This window comes from Streptomyces cupreus (assembly GCF_014257025.1).
In the GTDB taxonomy this organism is placed as follows: domain Bacteria; phylum Actinomycetota; class Actinomycetes; order Streptomycetales; family Streptomycetaceae; genus Streptomyces; species Streptomyces cupreus.
On the sequence record NZ_JACMSF010000006.1, the window covers coordinates 23,212 to 46,903 of the forward strand.

The following is a 23,692-nucleotide window of genomic DNA, read 5'->3' on the forward strand; positions in this document are numbered from 1 at the left end:
GGCGGGGAGCCCCGCCATGCGTTTGATACCGGATCAACGAGTCGATCCTAGTAACGGGTTCCCGAAGCCCGCAGGCCCTGGTACCCAAGAATCACAGGGTGTCGAGCGCCTTGACGTACTCGTTCAGGTCACGGGCGTCCGGCAGAGCGTTGACGACGGTCCAGCGGACGACGCCCTCCTTGTCGATGACGAAGGTGCCGCGCACCGCGCAGCCCTTGTCCTCGGCGAAGACGCCGTAGGCGCGGGAGACCTCGCCGTGCGGCCAGAAGTCGCTCAGCAGGGGGTACTCGAAGCCCTCCTGCTCGGCGAAGACGCGCAGGGTGGGGACGGAGTCGTTGGAGACGGCGAGCAGTTGCGTGTCGCGGTCCGCGAACTTCGGCAGGTTGTCCCGCAGCTCGCACAGCTCGCCGGTGCACACACCGGTGAAGGCGAACGGGTAGAAGAGCAGCACCACGTTCTTCCGGCCGCGGAAGTCGGACAGCTGCACGGCGCGGCCGTGGTTGTCCTTGAGCTCGAAGTCGGGGGCCTTTTCGCCGACCTGGATGGCCATTTCCGGCATGTCCCTTCGGTGGGGCTGTTCGGGTGGTCGCAACCACCCTACGCAGCGATCACGAAGGGACCGCGGACGGGCCGACCGAAACCGGCCCGTCCGGTGTGTCGGGTGGAGAGGCTACTTCTTGGCGGACTTGGCTGCCTTGGGCGTCACCAGCCGGCTGCCGCTCCAGTCCTTGCCGACGCTGACGCTCTTGGACGCGGACAGTCCGGCCGTCGTCGCGGCTTCGGAGATGTCGCTCGGCTCGACGTAGCCGTCGCGGCCCGTCTTCGGCGTCAGCAGCAGGATCGAGCCGCCCTCCTCGATGTACGTGGTGGCGTCCACCAGCGCATCTGTCAGGTCGCCGTCCTCGTCGCGGAACCACAGCACCACGGCATCGGCGACGTCGTCGTAGTCCTCGTCCACGAGATCGCTGCCGATGACTTCCTCAATGGCCTCGCGGAGTTCCTGGTCTACGTCCTCGTCGTAGCCGATCTCCTGGACCACCTGCTCGGGCTGGAACCCCAGCCTGACGGCAGGGTTCGTCCGCTCCTCCGCGTGGTCCGCGGTCGCGCTCACGGGTTGCCTCCTGATCATGTCTTCGGGAATAACTCAGCCACGCGCGTGCGCGAAGCATTGGCCGTAGTCCACACGGGCGGGGCGGATCGCGCAAGTACCCGGCCGTCCAGACCGCCTAAACGGTGACGTTCCGGGCTGTGTCACCGCGTTTCCCGCCATGGCACCACACTCCAAGGTGACACACGCCACACCGTTCTGCCCTCTTTGCGCTTTTGGGAACCCTCCGGGGGGACCAGGCTTGGATTACCTCGCAGTAGAGATGACGTTTGCCGTCCCGAGGTACACGATGGGGAACGGCGCAGGCAGAGCAAAACCCCCGAAACAAGCCCCGAAGACAAGCCCCGAAGCAAGCCCGAATACCAGCCCTCTGACAGGTAAGGAACAGCGTGGCTTCCGGATCCGATCGCAACCCGATCATCATTGGCGGCCTTCCGAGTCAGGTTCCTGACTTCGATCCCGAGGAAACCAAGGAGTGGCTCGACTCCCTCGACGCCGCTGTGGACGAGCGCGGCCGCGAGCGGGCCCGCTACCTGATGCTCCGGCTGATCGAGCGGGCCCGCGAGAAGCGCGTGGCCGTGCCCGAGATGCGCAGCACGGACTACGTCAACACGATCGCGACCAAGGACGAGCCGTTCTTCCCCGGCAACGAGGAGATCGAGCGCAAGATCCTCAACGCGACCCGCTGGAACGCCGCGGTCATGGTGTCCCGGGCCCAGCGCCCGGGCATCGGCGTGGGCGGCCATATCGCCACCTTCGCCTCCTCCGCCTCCCTGTACGACGTGGGCTTCAACCACTTCTTCCGGGGCAAGGACGAGGGCGACGGCGGTGACCAGGTCTTCTTCCAGGGGCATGCCTCGCCGGGCATCTACGCCCGCGCCTTCCTGCTGGACCGCTTGAGCGAGCAGAACCTGGACGCGTTCCGCCAGGAGAAGTCCAGGGCGCCGTACGGACTGTCCTCGTACCCGCACCCGCGGCTGATGCCGGACTTCTGGGAGTTCCCGACCGTGTCGATGGGCCTCGGCCCGATCGGCGCGATCTACCAGGCGCGGATGAACCGCTACATGGAGGCGCGCGGGATCGCGGACACCTCCAAGTCGCACGTGTGGGCGTTCCTCGGGGACGGCGAGATGGACGAGCCGGAGTCGCTCGGCCAGCTGTCCATCGCGGCGCGCGAGGGCCTGGACAACCTGACCTTCGTCGTCAACTGCAACCTCCAGCGGCTCGACGGTCCGGTGCGCGGCAACGGCAAGATCATCCAGGAGCTGGAGTCGATCTTCCGGGGCGCCGGCTGGAACGTGATCAAGCTGGTCTGGGACCGCACCTGGGACCCGCTGCTGGCCCAGGACCGGGACGGCGTGCTGGTCAACAAGATGAACACGACGCCGGACGGGCAGTTCCAGACGTACGCCACCGAGACCGGGGCGTACATCCGTGACCACTTCTTCGGCGACGACCACCGGCTGCGCGCGATGGTCGAGGGCATGACCGACGACCAGATCCTGCACCTGGGGCGCGGCGGTCACGACCACAAGAAGATCTTCGCGGCCTTCTCGGCGGCCAAGGCGCACAAGGGCCAGCCGACGGTGATCCTGGCCAAGACGATCAAGGGCTGGACCCTGGGCCCCAACTTCGAGGGCCGCAACGCCACGCACCAGATGAAGAAGCTGACGGTCGACGACCTCAAGCGCTTCCGGGACCGCCTCCACCTGCCGATCTCCGACAAGGAGCTGGAGTCCGGCGCGCCGCCGTACTACCACCCCGGGCGGGACACGGAGGAGATCCAGTACATGCACGACCGCCGCAAGGGTCTCGGCGGGTACGTCCCGACGCGTGTCGTGCGTGCGAAGCCGCTCGCACTGCCGGAGGACAAGACGTACGCGACCGTGAAGAAGGGCTCGGGTCAGCAGTCCATCGCGACGACCATGGCCTTTGTCCGTCTCCTCAAGGACCTCATGCGGGACAAGGAGATCGGCAAGCGGTTCGTGCTGATCGCGCCGGACGAGTACCGCACGTTCGGCATGGACTCCTTCTTCCCGAGTGCGAAGATCTACAACCCGCTCGGGCAGCAGTACGAGGCCGTCGACCGCGACCTTCTGCTGGCGTACAAGGAGGCGCCGAACGGCCAGATGCTGCACGACGGCATCTCGGAGGCGGGCTGTACGGCCTCGCTGATCGCGGCGGGCTCGGCGTACGCCACGCACGGCGAGCCGCTGATCCCGGTCTACGTCTTCTACTCGATGTTCGGTTTCCAGCGGACCGGCGATCAGTTCTGGCAGATGTCGGACCAGCTCTCGCGCGGCTTTGTGCTCGGCGCGACCGCCGGCCGCACGACCCTGACCGGTGAGGGGCTCCAGCACGCCGACGGCCACTCGCAGCTGCTGGCGTCGACGAACCCGGGCTGTGTGGCGTACGACCCGGCCTTCAGTTACGAGATCGCGCACATCGTCCAGGACGGTCTGCGGCGGATGTACGGCCCGACGGCGGACGGCAGGCCCGGTGAGGACGTCTTCTACTACCTCACCGTCTACAACGAGCCGATCCAGCACCCGGCCGAGCCGGAGAACGTGGACGTCGAGGGCATCCTCAAGGGCGTCTACCGCTTCAGCGAGGGCACTTCGGGCTCGATCCCGGCGCAGATCATGGCGTCCGGGGTCGCGGTGCCGTGGGCCGTCGAGGCGCAGAAGATCCTCGCCGAGGAGTGGAACGTGAAGGCCGACATCTGGTCGGCGACCTCCTGGAACGAGCTGCGGCGCGAGGCCGTGGCGTGCGAGGAGCACAACCTGCTGCATCCCGAGGAGGAGCAGCAAGTGCCGTATGTGACGCGGAAGCTGTCCGGTGCGGAGGGTCCGTTCGTGGCCGTGTCCGACTGGATGCGGTCGGTTCCGGATCAGATCGCGCGGTGGGTGCCGGGGACATACCAGTCGCTGGGCGCGGACGGCTTCGGCTTCGCGGACACCCGGGGCGCGGCCCGGCGGTTCTTCCACATCGACGCCCAGTCGATCGTGGTGGCCGTGCTGACGGAGCTGGCGAAGGAAGGGAAGGTGGACCGCTCGGCGCTGAAGCAGGCGATCGACCGGTACCAGTTGCTGGACGTGTCGGCGGCGGATCCGGGTGCCGCGGGCGGCGACGCGTAGAGCTCCGCTCGTGGGCGGCTGGAGGGCCGAGGGGCTTGTGCCTCTCGGCCCTTCCGCGTTTCCTACGATGCGGGCATGAAGCAGAGACCCGCGCAGGTCCGCTGGGAACAGCACACCCAACGGCCGCTGATGGCACTGGCGGTGCTGTTCGCCGTCGCCTACGCCGTGCCGATCGTGGACACTTCGGCGAGCAAGGCGCTGACGAGCGTGTGCACGGCGGCCGAGTGGGCGGTGTGGGCGGCCTTCGCGGCGGACTATCTGGTGCGGCTGGGACTGGCCGAGCGGCGGGGGGAGTTCGTACGGCGGCACTGGCTGGACCTGGGCGCGGTGGTGCTGCCGCTGATCCAGCCGCTGCGGCTGCTTCGGCTGGTCTCGACGCTGCTGCTGGTCGGCCGGCGGGCCCGGATGGCGTCCCAGGTCCGCCTGACGACGTACGTGGTCGGCTCGGTCGTCGGCCTGCTGATGTTCGGCTCGCTGGCGGTGCTGTCCGTGGAGCGGGACTCGCCGGATGGGAACATCAAGACGCTGGGTGACGCGGTGTGGTGGTCCTTCACGACGATGACGACGGTGGGGTACGGGGACCATGCGCCGACCACCGGTCTGGGCCGAATACTCGCGGTGGGCCTGATGCTGTCCGGCATCGCGCTGCTCGGTGTGGTGACGGCGAACATCGCGGCCTGGTTCATCGCCCGCTTCGAAATGGACGACGTGGAGGAACGCCGCCAGACGGAGGCGATCCAGCAGCTGACGGAAGAGGTTCGTCAGCTGCGCGCGGAGGTGGCGTCCCTGTCAGAACAACGGGCTCAGTGACCGGGTCAGGCACCGGTCAGCCAGACCAGCGCCAGCACGGTGTCCATCGCGCCCAGGACCAGGGCGATCAGGGCCGGGAGAGGGCGGGCGCCGGACCAGGTGCGGTTCATCGACAGCCAGCCGCAGACCATGGCGATCGGGCCCAGGATGATGCCCAGCGTGAAGAAGCCGGCCACGGCGCAGATGGTGCCGATGATTCCGAGGGTCGCGCGATCCGGCCCGGACCGTGGCCATGTCCGGCCACGCGTGCGGGGGCGCCTGCGCGTTCCATGTCCGAAGCCCGCCATGGTGCACTCAACTCCCGGGAACCGTTCGTTCGTTGGATGCGGTTCCCGGGGCGAGTACCCAAACGACAGGGCCTAGTCCTCCGGGCCGGCGGCGCGCTGTCCCCCTCCGGCAGCGCGCCGCAGCGCCGGGTGCCCCTGCCGTACGAACTTGCCCCAGGAACATGCCGTACGGAGGGCTTGCCCCACTGTGACCTGCGGCGCGTGCCGAGGGCGAGGCATCTTTAGCGTTGTCACCCTGATAGGGGAAATCCGCCGCAAACCCCTTGCCGCGTCAGGTGCGCGACGTCCGTGATCTTCGCGGCGACCGCGTCCGGCGTCCCCGGAGCCACCGGCGCCACACCCACAGGTCATCGGGTCCGTCGTGCCGGTGGAGCTGTATCTGCTCGGGTGCTCGCCGAGCGTGAGGGCCTCGATGTGGACGCCGATCCGCGGCCGCGGCTCGCGGTGGCGGTGTTCGGCGGGGTGATGCGGGTCACCGAACGGCAGTGGAGCATGAGCGAGAACTTCAGCCTGGAGGCAATGCGGGAACCGACCGTCGCCTACCTTGCGCAGGTGGGGCCCGCGCCGGCCGAGAGCCGGCGCGAAACGTGATCCCCGTCACTCGGTTAACGCGAGACGCGTTCGTTCTCCTAGTGTGTCCTCCCAGTGACTTCCTTCGACACGTCCCCGCAACTGAACGTCTGGCGCGCTCTGCTCGCGTTGGCCGTGGTGTTCGTCATGCTGGCGACCACCGGCTGGACCGCGCTGCGCAACCAGCGCACCACGCCCGCCCTGCAGGTCTCGCTCTCCGCCTGGGAGCACGGCCGGATCGCCGGCCACAAGCTGCCCGACCCGGACTCCGCCCCGGCCCGGCTGGCCCGCTTCTTCGCCTCGCTCACCGCTGACCAGCGCGCCGCCCTGGCACGCCGCTATCCGCTCGCGGTCGGCAACATGAACGGCGCCCCGGTCGAACTGCGCTACCGCGCCAACCACATCGCGCTGTTGCAGGCCCGCAAGAACGAGCACAAACGCATGCACGACAGCCGTCTGTCGCCCGAGGGACAGCAGGCGGCCGGCCGTCGAATGCACCGCTACGAGGCGCTGATGAGCCCGGGCCGGCACATCCTCGCCTTCGACCCGGCGGGTTCGGGGCGGGTCGCCGAGGTGTTCGGCGACCTCGACCGGGCCCAGCGGGTCTCCGTGGTCGTCCCCGGCGTCGACACCGACGTGCTCACCTTCCAGCGCACCTACCGCAAGTACTCGGCCCCGGTCGGCATGGCGCAGTCGCTGTACGCGGCCGAGCGCACGGCGGACCCGTCGACGCGTACGGCCGTGATCGCCTGGGCCGACTACACCGCCCCCGGCGGCCTCGGCCTCGACTCGGCCACCGCGGCGCGCGCCGAGGACGGCGCCGTACGGCTGAACTCGCTGGTGCGGGCGCTGCCCGGCAGCTCGCCGGTGTCGCTGTTCTGCCACAGCTACGGCTCGGTGGTGTGCGGCGTCGCCGCGAACACGCTGCCCAGCCGGGTGGCCGACATCGCGGTGGCGGGCAGCCCCGGTATGCGGGTCACGAAGGCGTCCCAGCTGGCCACCTCCGCGCGGGTGTGGGCGATGCGGGACGCCGACGACTGGATCCAGGATGTGCCGTACCTGGAGCTCGGCGGGCTCGGCCACGGCGCGGATCCGATGTCCTCGGCGTTCGGGGCGCGGGTGCTGTCGGCGCGGGATGCCGAGGGACACGGCGGGTACTTCGAACCCGGCACGGACAGTGTGCGCAACTTCGCCGAGATCGGCGTTGGCGCGTACCACGCGGTGCAGTGCGCGGGCGATGACGAAGTCTGTCGGGAGGGTTTGTCCGACACCACGACGGTCGGACGCGCGTAGAAGCGCAGAAACTACGGTCTGCGCGGGGAGGCGACGGAGGAGCTCATGCCGCATACGATGAGCCGCATGGGTGACGTACTGGCCGGATTTCATGCCGCCTGGGAGTTCGAGTCCGACTCCGTGCTCATCCGTTACGAACGGGGGATTCGAACACCCAAGCTGCTACAGGCGCTCGGGGAGCGACGGGTGCCGCTGGCGGCGATCTCGGCGGTGACGCTGACGCCCGGCAAACGCGGGACCGTGGTGCTGCGGGCCGAGCCCCGGCCCGGGGCCGATCCGCTCATGCAGGCGGCCGACGGGCAGCTGAAGGAAGGGGGCGATCCGTACCGTCTGGTGCTGCCGGCCGAGCGCGAGACGCTCGCCGAGTACTACGCCGACGAACTGAAGGCGCAGCTGACCGAATCGGGTCCGGCGGAACGCTTCCTGGTCGCGGCGCCGGATGCGCGGTCCTTCAAGGCGTACGACGGGAAGGCGTCCTTCGACGGGCGTACCGTCTCCTTCCGCTGGTTCTGGACGGGCGCGTCCTCCGCCAAGTGGAAGGCCGGGGACCAGTCCTTCGCGGTGGGTGACCTGTCCGGGGTCGAGTGGCGCTCCCCCGAGGTCTTCGAGGGGCATCTACGGCTGCTGCTGCGCGGGGAGACCCAGCCGGCCCAGGTGGACCAGGATCCGGCGGCTGTGGTGTTCGGGCTGGGATACGGTCCGGTGCACGAGTCGCTGCCGTTCGCTGCCGCGGTGTTGGCGGCGGTTCGCTCCGCGGGTGTGGCCGCTGTCCCGGCTGCGACCGCGCCGCGCCGGGATCCTGCGGACATTGCCGAGCGGATTCGTCATCTTGGGGAGCTGCATCAGGCGGGGCTGGTCACCGATGAGGAGTTCTCCTCCAAGAAGGCGGAGTTGTTGGCGGAGTTGTAGGAACTACTCCCGAACTACTCCCGGCCCGCGGACGTGAACGTCATGTCCGCGTACCGGTCGCCTGCCACCTGGCCCGCGATCGGCTCCAGCAACGCCATTTCCTCCTCCGTCAGTTCGATCCTCGTCGCCGCCGTGTTCTCCTCCACCCTGCTGGGCTTGCGGGTGCCCGGGATCGGGATGACCGGGAGGGTGTGCGCCTTCGTCTGCTGCTGGACCCAGGCCAGGGCGATCTGGCCCAGGGAGGCGCCGTGGGAGTCGGCGATCTTGCGTATGGGGGCCAGGAGGGCCGCGTTCGCCGTGGCGTTGTCACCGGTGAAGCGGGGCTGCCCGCGGCGGAAGTCGTCGGCGGTGAGGTCCTTGTCGGCCGAGCTGAAGGAGCCCGCGAGGAAGCCCCGGCCGAGCGGGGAGTACGGCACCAGCGCGACGCCCAGGTCCCGGGCCGCCGGCACCACCTGCGCCTCGATGTCCCGGCTGAACAGCGACCACTCCGACTGCACGGCCGCGATCGGGTGCACGGCGTGCGCGGCCCGCAGTTCGGCGGCCGTGACCTCGCTCAGGCCCAGATGCTTGACCTTGCCCTCGCGGACCAGCTCGGCCATGACGCCGACGGTCTCCTCGATGGGGACGTTCACATCCCGGCGGTGCATGTAGTAGAGGTCGATCACATCGACCTCCAGACGCTTCAGGCTCGCCTCGACGGCCTGGCGGATGTAGGGCGCGTCATTGCGGATGATCCGTCGCGTCGGGTCGTCCGGCGGGATCGACAGGGCGAACTTGGTCGCGATGACGACCTCGTCGCGGTGGGCGCTGAAGAAGGGGGACAGAAAGCGTTCGTTCTCGCCGGCACCGTAGGCGTCCGCCGTGTCGTACAGGGTGACGCCCAGTTCCAGCGCCCGCTCCAGGGTGGCCCTGGACTCCTTCGCGTCCGAGGGGCCGTAGGCGAAGCTCATGCCCATGCAGCCGAGGCCCTGCACCCCCGTCTCGGGGCCGGTGTCGCCAAGTCGTACGGTCGCGATCGTGCTGTTCTCGGTCATCGGGGCCTCTCCGACGCCAGGGCGTGCCCGGCGTCGCCGTAGAAAGCGATCTTGCGGTCGAGCACGGCGAGCGTGTCCTGGAGTTCCGCGATCCGGGCCAGGACGTCCCGGCGGGTCTCCTCCAGCAGTTCGTAGCGCGCGCCGTAGGTGTGGTCGCCCTCGCGCACCAGCTCGGCGTACCGGACCATGTCGGCGACCGGCATGCCGGTGAGCCGGAGCTTGCCGACGAGGTCGAGCCAGTCCAGGTCGCGGTTGCTGTAGCGACGCTGGCCGGTGTGCGAGCGGTCGATGTGCGGCATCAGGCCGATGCGCTCGTACCAGCGCAGGGTGTGCGCGGTCAGGCCGGTGAAGGCGGCGACCTCGCTGATCGTGTAGCTGTCCTGGCCGTCGGGGCGCCGGTCGGGCTGCGGCGGTCCCGCGCAGGTGTCGGTCCTGGTACCCGTGGTCTCCATCACCGTCATGGCCTCAACGCTATGACCTTGGAGTGCACTCCAAGCAAGCGCGGCGTGAGAAATCGGCAAGACCTGGCGGGGGGCGGGTGATCAGCGTGCGGGGCATGAGTCTTGTACGTCGTGCCACGGCCGAGGACGCGTCGGAAGTGCTGCGTCTGCGCCAGGTGATGATCGATTCCGTGTTCGTCGTCGATCATCCGGAGCGGCCGGGGGTGCTGGCGGCGATGGTGGCGGGGACGCTGGAGTACCGGATCGGGCGGGCGGACAATCCGCACGGGCGGGTGGGATACATCTTCAGTGTCGCGACGGATCCGGACGCACGGCGGCGCGGGTACGCGCGCGCGTGCATGGCGGAACTGCTGGAGTGGTTCCGGGAGCGGGGTGCCGCGCAGGTCGATCTGAACGCCTCCGCCGAGGCCGAGCCGCTGTATGTGTCCCTGGGCTTCGTCCGCAAGCCGGACCCCTCGATGCGGCTGGCGCTGTGAGCCGCTTAGGCTCGACGGCATGTCGTTGAAGAGCCTTGCGTTGATCGAGAACTGGCCGGTTTCCACCGCCGCTGCGGCCGTCGTACGGGCCGACGGGACGGTTCTCGGGTCCCACGGTCCGTCCGGGCACCGGTTCCCGCTCGCCTCGGTCACCAAGCCGCTGGCGGCGTATGCCGCGCTGGTCGCGTACGAGGAAGGGGCGATCGAGCTCGACGAACCGGCGGGGCCTGCCGGCTCGACGGTCCGTCATCTGCTCGCCCACACCTCGGGGCTGGCCTTCGACGAGCACCGGGTGACGGCGCCGCCCGGGGAGCGGCGGCTGTACTCCAACGCCGGGTTCGAGCAGCTCGGGGACCATATCGCGAAGGCCACGGACATCCCGTTCGCGGAGTATCTGCGGCAGGCGGTGCTGGAGCCGCTGGGGATGACGTCGACGTCTCTGGAGGGCTCCCCGGCGAAGGACGCCGTGTCGACGGTGGACGACCTGGCCCGCTTCGCGGCGGAGGTCCAGGCACCGCGGCTGCTGGACCCGCGGACGGTGGCGGAGGCGATGACGGTCCAGTACCCCGGCACGAAGGGCGTCCTGCCGGGCTACGGCCACCAGAACCCCAACGACTGGGGGCTGGGCTTCGAGATCCGCGACGGCAAGTCCCCCCACTGGACGGGCGCTTCGTCCTCACCCCGCACCTTCGGCCACTTCGGCCAGTCGGGAACGTTCCTGTGGATCGACCCGGACGCGGGTGCGGCGTGCCTGGCCCTCACGGACCGAGCCTTCGGCCCGTGGGCGGTGGAGGCGTGGCCGGCGTTCACGGACGCGGTGCTGGCGGAGCTGCGTTAGCCGGACATCTCCCACATCAGCAGCTCCACCCCCGTAACCCCCACCGCCTCGACATCCTTCGCCCCGCTGATCCGCGCCGCGTCCCCCGCCCCCAGCGTCTGTTCCCCCAGCCGTACCTCGCCGCGCACCACGTGGACGTACACGTACGCCGCGTCCGGGACCGCTGTGCGTTCGCCCGGGGTCAGGCGGCGGACGTGGAGCATCGCTCCGGCTTCCGGGATTGCGTACGGGGTGGAGTCCGCGATGCCGTGGACGATTTCGTATGTCGGGGCGCCGCCGGGGGTCAGGGGGGCCAGCCAGGTCTGGATGAAGGTCAGGGGGGTCGTGCCGTCGTTGCGTTCTACGTGGCGGACTCCTGATGCCGCGCTCAGGCGCTGGACGTCTCCGGGGCGGACCCTCGTTTCGTGGCCCTGTGAGTCGCGGTGGGTCAGTTCGCCCTCCACCACCCACGTCACGATCTCCGTGTGGCTGTGGGGATGCTCGTCGAAGCCCGCTCCCGGCGCCAGCCGCTCCTCGTTGCACGCGATCATCGCGCCGAAGCGGAGGTTGTCGGGGTCGTAGTGGGGGCCGAAGGAGAAGGCGTGCCGGGAGTCGATTCCTGCCGCCGGGTCGCCGCCTGGGTAGCGCTCGTCGGCGCGCCGTACGTCCATCACGGACCCCACCGTAGACCCCGCCAGCGCACAGCCCCGTCCGGATAAGGCAGTCTTGTCCCCGTGCCCGAACCCGAAGCCCGCAAGTCCGAAGCCGCAGCGCACGACGTCCATCCGCACTCCGCGACCCTGAGGCGTCTTGAGAAGTCCTCCGGCAGTCTCGCCGCGCAGGCCATCACGCGCATGGACGAGACGCTGCCGTGGTACCGGGCCATGCCCCCGGAGAACCGTTCCTGGATCGGGCTTGTCGCCCAGGCCGGTATCGCGGCCTTCACCGAGTGGTTCCGGCATCCCGACGCCCCGCAGGCGATCTCGACGGATGTGTTCGGGACCGCTCCTCGTGAGCTGACCCGGGCCATCACCCTGCGCCAGACCGTCGAGATGGTGCGGACCACGATCGAGGTCATGGAGTCCGCCATCGACGAGGTGGCGGCCCCCGGTGACGAGTCCGTGCTGCGTGAGGCCCTTCTCGTCTACGCCCGCGAGATCGCCTTCGCCACCGCCCAGGTCTACGCCCAGGCCGCCGAGGCACGCGGTGCCTGGGACGCCCGCCTTGAGTCCCTCGTGGTCAACGCCGTGCTCAGCGGGGAGGCCGACGAGGGGGCTGTGTCGCGGGCCGCCGCCCTTGGGTGGAACTCCCCCGAGCATGTCTGCGTCGTCCTCGGGACCGCCCCCGACGGGGACTCCGAGCTCACCGTCGAGGCGATCCGGCGGGCCGCGCGCCACGCCAAGCTCCAGGTGCTCACCGGCGTGCTCGGCGACCGGCTCGTCGTCATCGCCGGCGGCAGCGACAACCCGCTCGCCGTCGCCAAGTCGCTGATCGGCCCTTACGCCGCCGGGCCCGTCGTCGCCGGGCCCATCGTGCCCGATCTGCTCGCCGCCACCCGCTCCGCGCAGGCCGCCGCGGCCGGGCTCAAGGCCTGTACCGCCTGGCAGGACGCCCCACGCCCGGTACTGGCGGACGACCTGCTTCCGGAACGCGCCATCGCCGGAGATCCGAGCGCGCGCGAGCAGTTGGTGGAGGAGATCTACAGACCGCTGGAGGAGGCCGGGTCCGCGCTTCTGGAGACCCTCTCCGTCTATCTGGAACAGGCGAGCAGTCTCGAAGGCGCCGCCCGGATGCTGTTCGTGCATCCCAACACCGTGCGCTACCGGCTTCGACGTGTGACTGACGTCACCGGCTGGTCGCCCTCCGATGTACGCTCGGCGTTCACGTTGCGGATCGCGCTGATCCTGGGACGTCTGGTCGACGGCGATCTTCAGCCGTAGGGTTTTGTCGGGGCTCCACAAAACCCCTTGCTGTTCTTCGTCCTTGTCCCCACGGGCGGCCGTGGCCGTCCCCAAGAGAGAGTGTGAGAGTGCTCGTACTCGTCGCTCCCGGCCAGGGCGCCCAGACGCCCGGCTTCCTGACTCCCTGGCTCGACCTGCCCGGTGCCGCTGACCGCGTCGCCGCCTGGTCGGACTCCGTCGGCCTCGACCTCGTCCACTACGGCACCAAGGCCGACGCGGACGAGATCCGGGACACGTCCGTGGCCCAGCCGCTGCTGGTCGCCGCCGGAATCCTCTCCGCCGCGGCACTGGGTGCCATCACCCCGGGCGCCGTCGCGGGCCACAGCGTCGGTGAGATCACCGCCGCCGCCTTCGCGGGCGTGCTGGACGACACCGCCGCCCTCACCCTCGTACGCAAGCGCGGTCTGGCCATGGCCGAGGCCGCCGCGATCACCTTGACCGGTATGTCGGCGCTGCTCGGCGGCGACCCGGACACCTCCGTCGCGCACCTGGAGAAGCTCGGCCTGACCCCGGCGAACATCAACGGCGCCGGGCAGATCGTGGCCGCGGGCACCATGGAGCAGCTCGCCGCGCTGATCGAGGACAAGCCCGAGGGCGTGCGCAAGGTCGTCCGGCTGAAGGTCGCCGGCGCCTTCCACACCCACCACATGGCTCCCGCCGTGGACAAGCTCGCCGAGGCCGCCAAGGAGCTCTCCGCGGGCGACCCGACGGTCCCCTACGTCTCCAACAAGGACGGAAGGACCGTCGCCACCGGCGCCGAGGTGCTGGAGCGGCTGGTCGGCCAGGTCGCCAACCCGGTCCGCTGGGACCTGTGCATGGAGACCTTCAAGGAGCTCGGCGTCACCGCGCTGCTCGAAGTGTGCCCCGGCGGCACCCTGACCGGCCTCGCCAAGCGTGCGCTGCCCGGTGTGAAGACGCTCGCCCTGAAGACCCCCGACGACCTCGACGCGGCTCGCGAGCTGATCGCCGAGCACAGCGCCTGACAAGGAGCCCCCAAGCATGGCGAAGCTGAAGCCCAGCAAGGGCGCCCCGTACGCGCGCATCCTCGGTGTGGGCGGCTACCGGCCGACCCGGGTGGTGCCCAACGAGGTGATCCTGGAGAAGATCGACTCGTCCGACGAGTGGATCCGCTCGCGCTCCGGCATCGAGACCCGGCACTGGGCCTCCGACGAGGAGACCGTCGCCGCCATGTCGATCGAGGCGTCCGGCAAGGCGATCGCCGACGCCGGGATCGCCGCCGAGCAGATCGGCGGCGTGATCGTCTCGACCGTCTCGCACTTCAAGCAGACCCCGGCCGTGGCCACCGAGATCGCCGACAAGCTCGGCACCGCCAAGGCCGCCGCCTTCGACATCTCGGCCGGCTGCGCGGGCTTCGGCTACGGCCTGACCCTCGCCAAGGGCATGATCGTCGAGGGCAGTGCGGAGTACGTCCTCGTCATCGGCGTGGAGCGGCTCAGCGACCTGACCGACCTGGAGGACCGCGCGACGGCCTTCCTGTTCGGCGACGGCGCCGGCGCGGTCGTCGTGGGCCCCGCCCAGGAGCCGGGCATCGGCCCCACCATCTGGGGTTCCGAGGGCGACAAGTCCGAGACGATCAAGCAGACCGTGCCGTGGACGGACTACCGCAACGGCGAGGTCGACAAGTTCCCTGCGATCACGCAGGAGGGCCAGGCGGTGTTCCGCTGGGCCGTGTTCGAGATGGCGAAGGTCGCCCAGCAGGCGCTGGACGCGGCCGGGATCAGCCCGGACGACCTGGACGTCTTCATTCCCCACCAGGCCAACGAGCGGATCATCGACTCGATGGTGAAGACGCTGAAACTGCCGGAGCACGTCACGGTCGCCCGCGATGTGCGCACCACCGGCAACACCTCGGCCGCCTCGATTCCGCTCGCGATGGAGCGGCTTCTGGCGACCGGCGAGGCGAAGAGCGGCGACACCGCGCTCGTCATTGGCTTCGGGGCGGGTCTCGTCTACGCCGCCACTGTCGTTACCCTCCCCTAGGCACTCCGTGCCGGATCATCATGTCGGTCCGGTGCGGCTGTACTTGTCTGCCGCTGCCGCGGCGGGCACTGCCAAACCCTCTGGATTACTACGAAGGAGCGCCTGACATGGCCGCCACTCAGGAAGAGATCGTCGCCGGTCTCGCCGACATCGTGAACGAGATCGCCGGCATCCCGGTCGAGGACGTCCAGCTGGACAAGTCCTTCACCGACGACCTGGACGTCGACTCCCTGTCCATGGTCGAGGTCGTCGTCGCCGCCGAAGAGCGCTTCGACGTCAAGATCCCGGACGAGGACGTGAAGAACCTCAAGACGGTCGGCGACGCGACCGACTACATCCTCAAGCACCAGGCCTGAGTTTCCGCTTAGGCCGGATGTGCCCGGCCCCGCCACCCGGCGGTGGCGCCGCTGAATCCTCGTATCCCGTTGGAGAAAGAATTCCCGTGAGCTCGACCAATCGCACCGTGGTCGTCACCGGTATCGGCGCAACCACACCGCTGGGTGGCGACGCGGCCTCTACCTGGGAGGGCCTCGTCGCCGGACGTTCCGGTGTCAAGCCCCTGGAGCAGGAGTGGGCCGCCGACCAGGCGGTCCGGATCGCCGCCCCGGTCGCCGTGGAGCCGACCGAGGTGATCGCGCGTCCGCAGGCCCGCCGTCTTGACCGCTCGGCCCAGTTCGCGCTGATCGCGGCGAAGGAGGCCTGGGCCGACGCCGGTTTCACCGACAAGGCCGGGGAGGACGGCAATGTCGACCCGGACCGGCTCGGTGCGGTCATCGCCTCCGGCATCGGTGGCGTGACGACCCTGCTCGACCAGTACGACGTGCTCAAGGAGAAGGGCGTCCGCCGCGTCTCCCCGCACACCGTCCCCATGCTGATGCCGAACGGCCCCTCCGCGAACGTGGGTCTGGCCGTGGGCGCCCGTGCGGGCGTGCACACGCCGGTCTCCGCGTGCGCCTCCGGCGCCGAGGCCATCGGCTACGCCATCGAGATGATCCGCACCGGCCGTGCCGACGTGGTCGTCGCCGGCGGCACCGAGGCGGCGATCCACCCGCTGCCCATCGCCGCGTTCGGCAACATGATGGCGATGTCCAAGAACAACGAGAACCCCGAGGGCGCGTCGCGTCCCTACGACGTCGCCCGGGACGGCTTCGTCCTCGGCGAGGGCGCCGGCGTGATCGTCCTGGAGTCCGCCGAGCACGCCGCCAAGCGCGGGGCGCGGGTGTACGCCGAGGCGGTCGGCCAGGGCATCTCCGCCGACAGCCACGACATCGTGCAGCCGGAGCCGGAGGGGCGGGGCATCAGCCACGCCCTGCAGAACCTGCTGGAGCGGACCGACCTGGACCCGGCGGAGATCGTGCACGTCAACGCGCATGCGACGTCCACGCCTGCCGGTGACATCGCCGAGTTGAAGGCGCTGCGGAAGGTGTTCGGTGACGATGCCGACCACATGGCCGTGTCCGCCACCAAGTCGATGACGGGTCATCTGCTGGGTGGTGCCGGCGGTGTCGAGACGGTCGCGACCGTGCTCGCCCTGTACCACCGGGTGGCTCCGCCGACCATCAACGTCGAGAACCTCGACCCCGAGGCCGAGGCCAACGCGGACGTGGTCTGCGGCGAGGCCCGCAAGCTGCCGGTCGAGGGCCGGATCGCCGCGCTGAACGACTCGTTCGGCTTCGGCGGCCACAACGTGGTGCTGGCGTTCCGGACCGTCTGAGATTTGCTCGTACGAGCGTGAAGGGCCCCCACCTCGCAAGGTGGGGGCCCTTCATATGTCCAGGCTTCAGACCACCTGATGCAGCCAGCGCACCGGCGCTCCCTCACCGGCGTACCTGAACGGCTCCAGTTCGTCGTCCCAGGGCTTGCCCAGGAGCTTGGCCAGTTCCGCCTCAAGGTCGGTCTCGCCGCGCTGGGACCTCGTCAGGGCGGCGCGCAGGCGGTCCTCGGGGATCAGGATGTCGCCGTGGATGCCGGTGACGGCGTGGAAGATGCCGAGGTCGGGGGTGCAGCTGTAGCGCTCGCCCTCGGCGGTGGGGCAGGGTTCCGCCGTCACCTCGAAGCGCAGCAGCTGCCAGCCTCGTAGCGCCGACGCCAGTTTGGACGCCGTGCCGACCTCGCCCTTCCAGGAGAACTCCGAGCGCCAGGTGCCGGGGGCGGCGGGCTGCCGGATCCAGTCGAGGTTGACGCGCGTGCCGAGCACCCCGGCGACGGCCCACTCGACATGCGGGCACAGCGCGCGCGGCGCGGAGTGCACGTACAGAACTCCACGTGTCGTCACCGGGACCTCCGGGCAGAGCGGGACATCTTGCGAACTGGCGGACGGCTGTGGCGGGCAGCCACGTTGATGGCGAGGCTACCGTGCGGCGGCGCAAGGAGTGTGACGTACCGTCGGTCCCGATGCCGTGAAACGCCCGCCATTCACCCGGCAGGACGCCTGCAAGGGGTGGATCCGTTGCATCGCGCGCGCTCGGGAACTCCCACGCGTTGTATGGGGAGGGGAGCAGTAGCCGACGAGCGAGGGGATCAGCAGCGGATGCGGAAGACCGGTCACCGCTCACGAGCCGTGCTCGCCGTGCTGTCCGCGGCCGTCCTGGGACTCGCCGGCTGTGACGCCGTCGGGGGGAACTCACCGGGGCCATCGGGGTCGGACGCGCAGCGGGAGAAGCCCAGGACGAAACCGGCCCCGGTGTGGGACCGCAGCCCGGAGTCGGTCGCGGCGGTCGGCGACTCCATCACCCGGGGCTTCGACGCCTGCTCGGTGCTCTCGGACTGCCCGGAGGTGTCGTGGGCGACCGGCAGCAGCGAGCAGGTGGACAGTCTGGCCGTACGGCTGCTGGGCGAGTCGAAGGCGGCCGAGCGGAGCTGGAACTACGCGGTGACCGGGGCGCGGATGGCGGATCTGCCCGGGCAGATGGCGCAGGCGGCGACCCGGAAGCCGGAGCTGGTGGCGGTCATGGCGGGGGCGAACGACGCCTGCCGGGACACCACCGAGGCGATGACCTCGGTGGCCGACTTCCGGGCGCAGTTCGAGGAGGCGATGCGGACGCTGCGCGGGGCGCTGCCGAAGGCGCAGGTGTATGTGGCGAGCGTGCCGGATCTGAAGCGGCTGTGGTCGCAGGGGCGGACCAGTGCGCTGGGCAAGCGGGTGTGGAAGCTGGGGATCTGCCCCTCGATGCTCGGTGACGCGGACTCGCTGGATGCGGCGGCGACGCTGCGGCGGGAGACGGTGCGGAAGCGGGTGGAGGACTACAACAAGGTGCTGAAGGAGGTGTGCGCGAAGGACCGGCGGTGCCGGTTCGACGGGGGCGCGGTGTACGCGTACCGGTTCGGGACGGAACAGCTCAGCCGCTGGGACTGGTTCCATCCGAGTGTGAACGGTCAGGCGAGGCTGGCCGAGATCGCCTACCGGACCGTCACGGCGAGAACCTCGTGACTTAGGGTTCCGCACATGAACGAACTCTTCGGCACACTTTCCGACGGCACGGCCGTGCACCGCTGGACCCTGGAGCGGGCCGGAGTACGGGTGCGGGTGCTGACGTACGGCGGGATCGTGCAGTCGCTGGAGGTGCCGGACCGGGACGGGGCCGCCGGGAACGTGGTGCTGGGGTTCGCCGAGCTGGACGGCTACCCGGCGCATTCGGGGCCGTACTTCGGCGCCCTGGTGGGGCGGTACGCCAACCGGATCGCCGGCGGACGCTTCACCCTGGACGGGCTGACGTACGCCCTGCCGCAGAACGACGGCTCGAACTGTCTGCACGGCGGCGCGCGCGGCTTCGACCAGCGGGTGTGGGACGTGGAGCCGGTCGAGCACGGGGTACGGCTGAGCCGGGTCGCCGGGCATGGCGAGGAGGGTTTCCCGGGCCGTCTGGAGGTGTCGGCGACCTACACCCTGGACGCTCACGGCGCGCTGCGGATCGCGTACGAGGCGGTGACGGACGCGCCGACCGTGGTGAATCCGACGAACCACAGCTACTTCAACCTGGCCGGGGCGGGGGCGGGGAACGCGGGCGGGCAGGAACTGCGGATCGCCGCCTCCCGGTTCACGCCCGTGGACGCGGATCTGATCCCGACCGGTGTCGAGTCCGTCGAGGGCACCCGGTTCGACTTCCGCGAGGCGCGCAAGGTGGGCGCGGGTCATGACCACAACTTCGTGCTCGACAAGGGGGTGACCCCGGCCCCGGTGGAGGTGGCCGAGCTCCACGACCCGGCGTCAGGGCGGGTGCTCACGGTGTCGACGACCGAGCCAGGACTCCAGCTGTACACCGCCGACCACCTCGAAGAGCCCTTCGCTCCCTGCGACGGCGTCGCCCTGGAGACCCAGCACTTCCCCGACTCCCCGAACCGGCCGGAGTTCCCGAGCACGGTGCTGCGTCCCGGCGAGGTGTTCCGCTCGGAGACGGTGTACGCCTTCTCCGTGCGATAGACGTAGGCGGTCGGCGGACATGAGCCCCGGCCCGGCGTCAGGTCCCGGACCGGGGCTGTCCATGGGAAACGTGTCCCGGGTCAGACGTTAATCGTCCCCGTGAGCCTGCGGTCGGTGATCGAGCGGCAGGCCCGGATCTCGTACGAACCCTTCACAAATGACCATGAGCTGGTCTTCTTGTTCCGGGACTTCCTCACGCTGCTGGGCGAGGACTGACCGCGGCCACCACCTCGATCTCGATCATGGCCTCGGGCCTGAACAGCTTCGGCACCTCGAAGGTCATGCTGGTGGGCGGCGTCCCGGTGATCAACTCCCGGCGCACGGCGGCGTATTCGGCGAGCTTGGAGATGTCGGTCAGGTAGGTGCGGATGTTGATGATGTCGGCCAGGGTCGCGCCGTGCGCGGCGAGCAGGGCCTCCAGGGTCGCGAAGACGCCCCGGCTCTGCTCCTGAAGCGTCTCGCCCTCCGCGATCTGCCCCGAGACGAACAACAGCGCGCTGCCGTCGGCGTGTTCGACCCGGGCGACCTGCGAGTAGGCGGGGCTGTAGGGCTGGGGTGCGGTGGCGGGGTTGTCGAGGGTGACCTTCATACGGTGCTCCCGGCTCGGATGCGGGCTGCTGCCTCGGACAGATCGGCGTCGGGGACGCCGGCTTTTCGGTAGTGCTCCAGTACGGCCTCCTGGGCGGGGAGCCGGGCTGCCGCGGTGGCCAACTCGATGTCCTTCACCGCCAGTCCGGTGCCGAAGTGCACGCCCTCGGCGAAGGCGCGGGCGACCGCACCGCCGAGCGGGCTGCCGGCGAGGGCGCTGCGGGCGACGGTGTCGTCGAGGCCGAGCGCGTCCGCCAGCCGGAGGGACTCGGCGACCAGGGCGACCCCGCCGATGACGGCCGAGTTCACGACGAGCTTGAGCGCGGCGCCGGTGCCGAGGGGGCCGGTGCGGGTGACCTCGCCGAGCACCGCGAGCACCTCCTCGACCCCGTCCGCCTCGCCGCCCGCGAGGATCCGCAGCTCCCCCGAGGCCGCCTTGTCGGTGCTCCCCATGACGGGAGCGTCGACGAGGGTCACCGCGGTTCCGAGGCGGGCGGCCAGGTCCCGTACCGCGTCGGGGCCGACGGTCGACATGTCGATCCAGTGGGTGCCGGGGCGGAGGGCGGGCACGGCTGAGTCCGCGACCGCGGCGAGGGCCTCAGGGCCGGTGAGCATCGTGATGACGACATCGGCGTCCCGGACGGCGTCGGCCGGGGAAGCGGCTCGCACGGTATCCAGCGTCGCCGCCTTCTCGGCCGTACGGTTCCAGACGGTCAACGGGTGCCCGGCGGCGAGGAGTCGACGGGCCATCGGGGCGCCCATGTGCCCCAGCCCCAGAAAGGCGATCTTCTGCATGCGGTCGACGCTAGGCCCGCCCCCATCGATGCGACAAGCGAATGTCTAGCATGGCGGCCATGCCGAATCAGCATCACGTCACTGACCCCGACCTGTCGACCGTCTGGCTCCGGGTCTTCCTGGAGGTCGCCCGGCACGGCTCCTTCACGGTCGCCGCCCGCACCCTCGGCTGGACCCAGTCCGCGGTGTCCCGGCAGATCTCCTCGCTGGAGGGGGCGCTCGGCGGCGCCCCGCTGTTCGACCGGCTGCCCAGGGGCGTACGGCTGACCGAGGCCGGCCGGATCCTCGCCCCGTACGCCGAATCCGTCACCGAGGCTCTGCACGGCGCCGGACGGGAACTGGCGGCCCTGCGCGAGGCGGCCGGCGGACGGCTGCGGTTCGGCGCCTTCGCCACCGCCGACGCAGCCCTGGTGCCCCAGGCGCTGGCCGCGTTCCGGGCCCGCCACCCCCGCGTCCGCGTCTCCCGCGAGGAGGGCCTCACCCCGGTCCTGCTGGACCGTCTGACCGCGGGCCATCTCGACCTGGCGGTGGTCTCCACGACGGGCGGCGCCCCGCTGGAGCCGTACGAACTCCACCACCTCCTCGACGAGTCGCTGTACGTGGCCGTCCCGGCGGACCACCCGCTCGCGGCACAGGGCCCCGTACGGCTCGCCCGACTCGCCGACGCCGACTGGATCTCCGGCAGCCCGCGCCCCGAGGGCACCCTGCTGGACGCGGCCCTGCGCCAGGACTTCCGGCCGCGCGTGGCGCACGTCGTCGGTGAGTGGACCGCCAAACAGGGTTACGTCGCCGCGGGCCTCGGCGTGACCCTGGTCCCGGCGCTGGCGGCGGCGTCCGTACGCCCCGACATCGCCCTCCTTCCGGTGCTCGACGAGGGCGCGCCCGCGCGGGCGGTGTACGCGGCGACGGCACGGGGCCGCTCGCTCACTCCGGCCGGTGAGGCGTTCCTGGCGACACTGCGGGAGGCGGCGGGCCAACTCCGCGGGGCATGACGGACGGAACCGACCTCGGCCGAGTCCGTGCGCGCACAGGTCGCCTACCGGGCGACGCTGCTACGGGACCGGCTCGGGCTGCACGACTCGCTGCCGGCCGGGCATGTGCACACGCCTGTGCTGCAGTTCGGGATCGGCAACACCTCCGAGGTGACCGATCCCGAGTTCGTGCGCAACCGGCTGGACATCATCGCCCAGGTGCGGGCGATCCTGACGGTGGCGATCAGCGCGCCGGTCACGCGCTGACGTCCTCGTTGCGGTCGGCGCCGGCCTCCTCCAGCGTCTCCTCGCCGAGGAGTTCGCGGGACATGAGGGTGGCGCCGGCGACCGCGCCCGGCATCAGGAACACCGCGACGAACGGGACGATGAAGGCCACGGCGAGCGGGGTGCCGAAGCCCCAGACCAGGGTCCTGCGGGAGCGCAGGAGGGCGAGCCGGTCGCGGAGTTCGACGCCGCGGCGCTGCATGGCGACCGCGGTGAGCTCCTCGGTGAGGAAGAAGCCGGTGACGAAGAAGCCGATCACCGGGACGACCGTCTGGCCGAGGACCGGGATGAAGCCGAGGCCGAAGAGCAGCACGCCCCACAGCAGCGCGCGCACGACGATACGGAGGCTGTCGCGGGCCGAGATCCACAGCTCGCGCCAGAGCGGGAGGCCGGACTCGGGGGCCGTGCCGTCCGGGGAGACGTCCCGGTCGACCTTCTCGGAGAGGTTCTCGTAGAAGGGCTGGCCGATCAGGAGCGTGACCGCGGTGAAGGTCAGGACGGCGAGAAGCAGGGCGAGGGCGAAGAGCACGACGGTGAGGAAGCCGCGGAAGAGACCGAGCCAGGGGCTCGACCAGTCGTCGGCGAAGGGGGTCGACCAGGCCACGAAGTCCTCGCCCCACACCGCCAGGGCGACGAGCGCCCCCGCGTAGAGAACGAGTGTGATCAGGCCGGGAAGCAGCCCGAAGTCGTACTGCTTGCCGTGCCGGGCCACCCAGCGCTGGCCCTGCAGGAGATAGCGGAAACCCACCCCAAGATCGCGCATGGCCGAACTCTATCGGTCGGCCGATACGCTCCGGTCACCCCACCGCCACGGCCACCACCACCCCTGGCTCCGCCGACGGCGACACCGCCGCCGACACCCGTACCGCCGCCGCGCGGGCCACCCGCCCTGCCCGCGACGCACTGGACAGCAACAGTGGCTGGATCTGTTCCAGGCCCGCCACCAGCAGCTCCTCCCCCGCGATCAGCGCCGGCCGGGCGGCCTTCGTGGTCGCCGCCGCCGCCTCCGTCAGGTCGGCGAGTGGGGGCAGGGTGGCGCGTACGACATTGGCGCCGGCGTTCGCGGTGCGCTCGGCCAGGGACACCTGGAGCGGGATCAGCGGGGCCACGGCGGCGGTCAACGCATCGGCGATACGGCGCAGTTCGGGGGTGCCGTCGCGCAGTACCTCCGCCGCCGAGCGCAGCACCGGGGTCAGGGCCAGCAGGACGCCCGCGACCAGGCCCGCGCCCGCCGGGAGCAGCGGGGACATCGCCTCGATCAGGTCGCCCAGCGCCGTCGCGAACTCCTCGACCGCCGGTTCCACCGCGTCCAGCACCGGCAGCAGGCTGTCGCCGAGCGCCGTGAGCAGGGCCTGGGCGGGTTCGCTGACCGGGTGCACGGCGAGCGGGGCGCCGGTCGTGCCGAGGCGGGTGAGGGTGTCGACGATGCGGTAGAAGGCCTCCTGTGCCTGCGGGGAGGCGCTCGCCTCGGCGAGTTCGGCGGTGGTCTGGCGCAGCACGCGCAGCATCTCCGCGCCCGAACCGTCCCTGGGGTCGAAGGTGTTGAGGGCGATCCTGGTGATGTTCCCGGCCGTGTCCAGGAGCTGGCCGGTGATGTCGGTGGTGTTGCGCGCCATGCGCAGTACGTCGTCCCTGCTGGGCAGCGGCGGGATCGTCGCCATGTGCTCTCCTCGGCTCGGGCACCGTCGCCCTCAGGATGCCCTCTCCGCGTGCCTCGGATACGCCATCCGGGGCATCGGTGACACCAACTCACTCTTGTTGTAGTTGAG

25 protein-coding genes and 2 pseudogenes are annotated in these 23,692 nt (G+C 70.4%); 16 read left to right on the forward strand and 11 right to left on the reverse strand.

Annotated elements, in window-relative coordinates; genetic code table 11:
- Positions 1-91: 91 nt before the first annotated feature.
- Positions 92-550, reverse strand: a complete 459-nt coding sequence (locus H4N64_RS07550; RefSeq protein WP_336246667.1) for a peroxiredoxin — start codon at positions 548-550, stop codon at positions 92-94.
- Positions 551-670: 120 nt separating this feature from the next.
- Positions 671-1,111 (reverse strand): DUF3052 family protein, encoded by a 441-nt coding sequence (locus tag H4N64_RS07555; protein ID WP_186281332.1) that lies wholly within the window; start codon positions 1,109-1,111, stop codon positions 671-673.
- A gap of 386 nt (positions 1,112-1,497) precedes the next feature.
- Between H4N64_RS07555 and aceE the strand changes: the two genes are divergently transcribed.
- Positions 1,498-4,245, forward strand: a complete 2,748-nt coding sequence (gene aceE, locus H4N64_RS07560; protein WP_186281333.1) for a pyruvate dehydrogenase (acetyl-transferring), homodimeric type — start codon at positions 1,498-1,500, stop codon at positions 4,243-4,245.
- Positions 4,246-4,320: 75 nt separating this feature from the next.
- A complete protein-coding gene (locus H4N64_RS07565) occupies positions 4,321-5,055 on the forward strand; it encodes a potassium channel family protein (protein WP_186281334.1) in 735 nt (244 codons plus the stop codon).
- A gap of 5 nt (positions 5,056-5,060) precedes the next feature.
- Here H4N64_RS07565 and H4N64_RS07570 read toward each other — a convergent pair whose 3' ends face one another.
- Positions 5,061-5,342, reverse strand: coding sequence for a small hydrophobic protein (locus H4N64_RS07570; RefSeq protein ID WP_186281335.1), 282 nt, complete (start codon positions 5,340-5,342; stop codon positions 5,061-5,063).
- Between the two features lie 381 nt (positions 5,343-5,723).
- On the opposite strand from H4N64_RS07570, the pseudogene H4N64_RS07575 reads away from it, so the two are divergent.
- The 3 genes and pseudogenes from H4N64_RS07575 to H4N64_RS07585 form a co-directional block, all read left to right on the forward strand.
- Positions 5,724-5,933, forward strand: a pseudogene (locus tag H4N64_RS07575) (TetR family transcriptional regulator); the annotation flags it as partial.
- 54 nt (positions 5,934-5,987) lie between these two features.
- Positions 5,988-7,205, forward strand: coding sequence for an alpha/beta hydrolase (locus H4N64_RS07580; protein ID WP_186281336.1), 1,218 nt, complete (start codon positions 5,988-5,990; stop codon positions 7,203-7,205).
- Positions 7,206-7,262: 57 nt separating this feature from the next.
- Entirely contained in the window at positions 7,263-8,114 is an 852-nt protein-coding gene (locus tag H4N64_RS07585) for a DUF4429 domain-containing protein (protein WP_260859599.1), read from the forward strand.
- Positions 8,115-8,128: 14 nt separating this feature from the next.
- Here H4N64_RS07585 and H4N64_RS07590 read toward each other — a convergent pair whose 3' ends face one another.
- Positions 8,129-9,148 carry an aldo/keto reductase gene (locus H4N64_RS07590; protein WP_186281338.1) on the reverse strand — a complete coding sequence of 340 codons (1,020 nt, stop codon included), beginning with the start codon at positions 9,146-9,148 and terminating at the stop codon, positions 8,129-8,131.
- Positions 9,145-9,609, reverse strand: coding sequence for a MerR family transcriptional regulator (locus tag H4N64_RS07595; RefSeq protein WP_186281339.1), 465 nt, complete (start codon positions 9,607-9,609; stop codon positions 9,145-9,147). The genes H4N64_RS07590 and H4N64_RS07595 overlap by 4 nt, the downstream gene beginning before the upstream one ends.
- 95 nt (positions 9,610-9,704) lie before the next feature.
- On the opposite strand from H4N64_RS07595, the gene H4N64_RS07600 reads away from it, so the two are divergent.
- Positions 9,705-10,085, forward strand: coding sequence for a GNAT family N-acetyltransferase (locus tag H4N64_RS07600; RefSeq protein WP_186281340.1), 381 nt, complete (start codon positions 9,705-9,707; stop codon positions 10,083-10,085).
- 19 nt (positions 10,086-10,104) lie between these two features.
- Entirely contained in the window at positions 10,105-10,923 is an 819-nt protein-coding gene (locus H4N64_RS07605; RefSeq protein ID WP_186281341.1) for a serine hydrolase domain-containing protein, read from the forward strand.
- On the opposite strand, the gene H4N64_RS07610 is transcribed toward H4N64_RS07605, so the two are convergent.
- Complete coding sequence (locus H4N64_RS07610) at positions 10,920-11,573, reverse strand: pirin family protein (RefSeq protein WP_186281512.1); 654 nt, start codon at positions 11,571-11,573, stop codon at positions 10,920-10,922. The two genes, H4N64_RS07605 and H4N64_RS07610, sit on opposite strands and share 4 nt — an antisense overlap.
- A gap of 63 nt (positions 11,574-11,636) precedes the next feature.
- Between H4N64_RS07610 and fasR the strand changes: the two genes are divergently transcribed.
- The 5 genes from fasR (at position 11,637) to H4N64_RS07635 (ending at position 16,578) form a co-directional block, all read left to right on the forward strand.
- Entirely contained in the window at positions 11,637-12,842 is a 1,206-nt protein-coding gene (gene fasR, locus H4N64_RS07615) for a fatty acid biosynthesis transcriptional regulator FasR (RefSeq protein ID WP_186281342.1), read from the forward strand.
- Between the two features lie 89 nt (positions 12,843-12,931).
- Positions 12,932-13,846, forward strand: coding sequence for an acyltransferase domain-containing protein (locus tag H4N64_RS07620; RefSeq protein WP_186281513.1), 915 nt, complete (start codon positions 12,932-12,934; stop codon positions 13,844-13,846).
- Positions 13,847-13,862: 16 nt separating this feature from the next.
- On the forward strand, positions 13,863-14,864 hold the full coding sequence (locus H4N64_RS07625) for a ketoacyl-ACP synthase III (protein WP_186281343.1): 1,002 nt from the start codon (positions 13,863-13,865) through the stop codon (positions 14,862-14,864).
- A gap of 107 nt (positions 14,865-14,971) precedes the next feature.
- On the forward strand, positions 14,972-15,220 hold the full coding sequence (locus H4N64_RS07630) for an acyl carrier protein (protein WP_015660680.1): 249 nt from the start codon (positions 14,972-14,974) through the stop codon (positions 15,218-15,220).
- A gap of 86 nt (positions 15,221-15,306) precedes the next feature.
- Positions 15,307-16,578 (forward strand): beta-ketoacyl-ACP synthase II, encoded by a 1,272-nt coding sequence (locus H4N64_RS07635; RefSeq protein ID WP_186281344.1) that lies wholly within the window; start codon positions 15,307-15,309, stop codon positions 16,576-16,578.
- Between the two features lie 66 nt (positions 16,579-16,644).
- On the opposite strand, the gene H4N64_RS07640 is transcribed toward H4N64_RS07635, so the two are convergent.
- Positions 16,645-17,139 (reverse strand): DUF3145 family protein, encoded by a 495-nt coding sequence (locus H4N64_RS07640; RefSeq protein ID WP_186281345.1) that lies wholly within the window; start codon positions 17,137-17,139, stop codon positions 16,645-16,647.
- Between the two features lie 255 nt (positions 17,140-17,394).
- Here H4N64_RS07640 and H4N64_RS07645 point away from each other — a divergent pair, with 255 nt between their 5' ends.
- Entirely contained in the window at positions 17,395-18,294 is a 900-nt protein-coding gene (locus H4N64_RS07645) for an SGNH/GDSL hydrolase family protein (RefSeq protein ID WP_186281346.1), read from the forward strand.
- A gap of 15 nt (positions 18,295-18,309) precedes the next feature.
- A complete protein-coding gene (locus H4N64_RS07650; protein WP_186281347.1) occupies positions 18,310-19,284 on the forward strand; it encodes an aldose epimerase family protein in 975 nt (324 codons plus the stop codon).
- A 193-nt stretch (positions 19,285-19,477) separates the two neighbouring features.
- Here the strand turns inward: H4N64_RS07650 and H4N64_RS07655 are convergent, their stop codons facing one another.
- Positions 19,478-19,873, reverse strand: coding sequence for a RidA family protein (locus tag H4N64_RS07655; protein WP_186281348.1), 396 nt, complete (start codon positions 19,871-19,873; stop codon positions 19,478-19,480).
- Entirely contained in the window at positions 19,870-20,667 is a 798-nt protein-coding gene (locus H4N64_RS07660; RefSeq protein ID WP_186281349.1) for an NAD(P)-dependent oxidoreductase, read from the reverse strand. The genes H4N64_RS07655 and H4N64_RS07660 overlap by 4 nt, the downstream gene beginning before the upstream one ends.
- A gap of 50 nt (positions 20,668-20,717) precedes the next feature.
- On the opposite strand from H4N64_RS07660, the gene H4N64_RS07665 reads away from it, so the two are divergent.
- Together H4N64_RS07665 and H4N64_RS07670 are read left to right on the forward strand one after the other, a co-directional pair.
- Complete coding sequence (locus tag H4N64_RS07665) at positions 20,718-21,659, forward strand: LysR family transcriptional regulator (RefSeq protein WP_418896250.1); 942 nt, start codon at positions 20,718-20,720, stop codon at positions 21,657-21,659.
- A gap of 39 nt (positions 21,660-21,698) precedes the next feature.
- Positions 21,699-21,905, forward strand: a pseudogene (locus tag H4N64_RS07670) (pyroglutamyl peptidase); the annotation flags it as partial.
- Here the strand turns inward: H4N64_RS07670 and H4N64_RS07675 are convergent.
- Positions 21,895-22,686 carry an EI24 domain-containing protein gene (locus tag H4N64_RS07675; protein WP_186281351.1) on the reverse strand — a complete coding sequence of 264 codons (792 nt, stop codon included), beginning with the start codon at positions 22,684-22,686 and terminating at the stop codon, positions 21,895-21,897. The pseudogene H4N64_RS07670 and the gene H4N64_RS07675 sit on opposite strands and share 11 nt — an antisense overlap.
- 34 nt (positions 22,687-22,720) lie before the next feature.
- Positions 22,721-23,584 (reverse strand): hypothetical protein, encoded by an 864-nt coding sequence (locus tag H4N64_RS07680; protein WP_186281352.1) that lies wholly within the window; start codon positions 23,582-23,584, stop codon positions 22,721-22,723.
- Positions 23,585-23,692: the final 108 nt, after the last annotated feature.

Excerpts from the sequence above, each read along its gene's own strand:
- H4N64_RS07550 (WP_336246667.1), bottom strand. The coding sequence starts at position 550 with ATGGCCATCCAGGTCGGCGAAAAGGCCCCCGACTTCGAGCTCAAGGAC.
- H4N64_RS07565 (WP_186281334.1), top strand. The coding sequence starts at position 4,321 with ATGAAGCAGAGACCCGCGCAGGTCCGCTGGGAACAGCACACCCAACGG.
- H4N64_RS07570 (WP_186281335.1), bottom strand. The coding sequence starts at position 5,342 with ATGGCGGGCTTCGGACATGGAACGCGCAGGCGCCCCCGCACGCGTGGC.
- H4N64_RS07585 (WP_260859599.1), top strand. The coding sequence starts at position 7,263 with ATGAGCCGCATGGGTGACGTACTGGCCGGATTTCATGCCGCCTGGGAG.
- H4N64_RS07590 (WP_186281338.1), bottom strand. The coding sequence starts at position 9,148 with ATGACCGAGAACAGCACGATCGCGACCGTACGACTTGGCGACACCGGC.
- H4N64_RS07595 (WP_186281339.1), bottom strand. The coding sequence starts at position 9,609 with ATGACGGTGATGGAGACCACGGGTACCAGGACCGACACCTGCGCGGGA.
- H4N64_RS07600 (WP_186281340.1), top strand. The coding sequence starts at position 9,705 with ATGAGTCTTGTACGTCGTGCCACGGCCGAGGACGCGTCGGAAGTGCTG.
- H4N64_RS07605 (WP_186281341.1), top strand. The coding sequence starts at position 10,105 with ATGTCGTTGAAGAGCCTTGCGTTGATCGAGAACTGGCCGGTTTCCACC.
- H4N64_RS07610 (WP_186281512.1), bottom strand. The coding sequence starts at position 11,573 with ATGGACGTACGGCGCGCCGACGAGCGCTACCCAGGCGGCGACCCGGCG.
- H4N64_RS07625 (WP_186281343.1), top strand. The coding sequence starts at position 13,863 with ATGGCGAAGCTGAAGCCCAGCAAGGGCGCCCCGTACGCGCGCATCCTC.
- H4N64_RS07630 (WP_015660680.1), top strand. The coding sequence starts at position 14,972 with ATGGCCGCCACTCAGGAAGAGATCGTCGCCGGTCTCGCCGACATCGTG.
- H4N64_RS07645 (WP_186281346.1), top strand. The coding sequence starts at position 17,395 with ATGCGGAAGACCGGTCACCGCTCACGAGCCGTGCTCGCCGTGCTGTCC.
- H4N64_RS07650 (WP_186281347.1), top strand. The coding sequence starts at position 18,310 with ATGAACGAACTCTTCGGCACACTTTCCGACGGCACGGCCGTGCACCGC.
- H4N64_RS07655 (WP_186281348.1), bottom strand. The coding sequence starts at position 19,873 with ATGAAGGTCACCCTCGACAACCCCGCCACCGCACCCCAGCCCTACAGC.
- H4N64_RS07660 (WP_186281349.1), bottom strand. The coding sequence starts at position 20,667 with ATGCAGAAGATCGCCTTTCTGGGGCTGGGGCACATGGGCGCCCCGATG.
- H4N64_RS07665 (WP_418896250.1), top strand. The coding sequence starts at position 20,718 with ATGGCGGCCATGCCGAATCAGCATCACGTCACTGACCCCGACCTGTCG.
- H4N64_RS07675 (WP_186281351.1), bottom strand. The coding sequence starts at position 22,686 with ATGCGCGATCTTGGGGTGGGTTTCCGCTATCTCCTGCAGGGCCAGCGC.
- H4N64_RS07680 (WP_186281352.1), bottom strand. The coding sequence starts at position 23,584 with ATGGCGACGATCCCGCCGCTGCCCAGCAGGGACGACGTACTGCGCATG.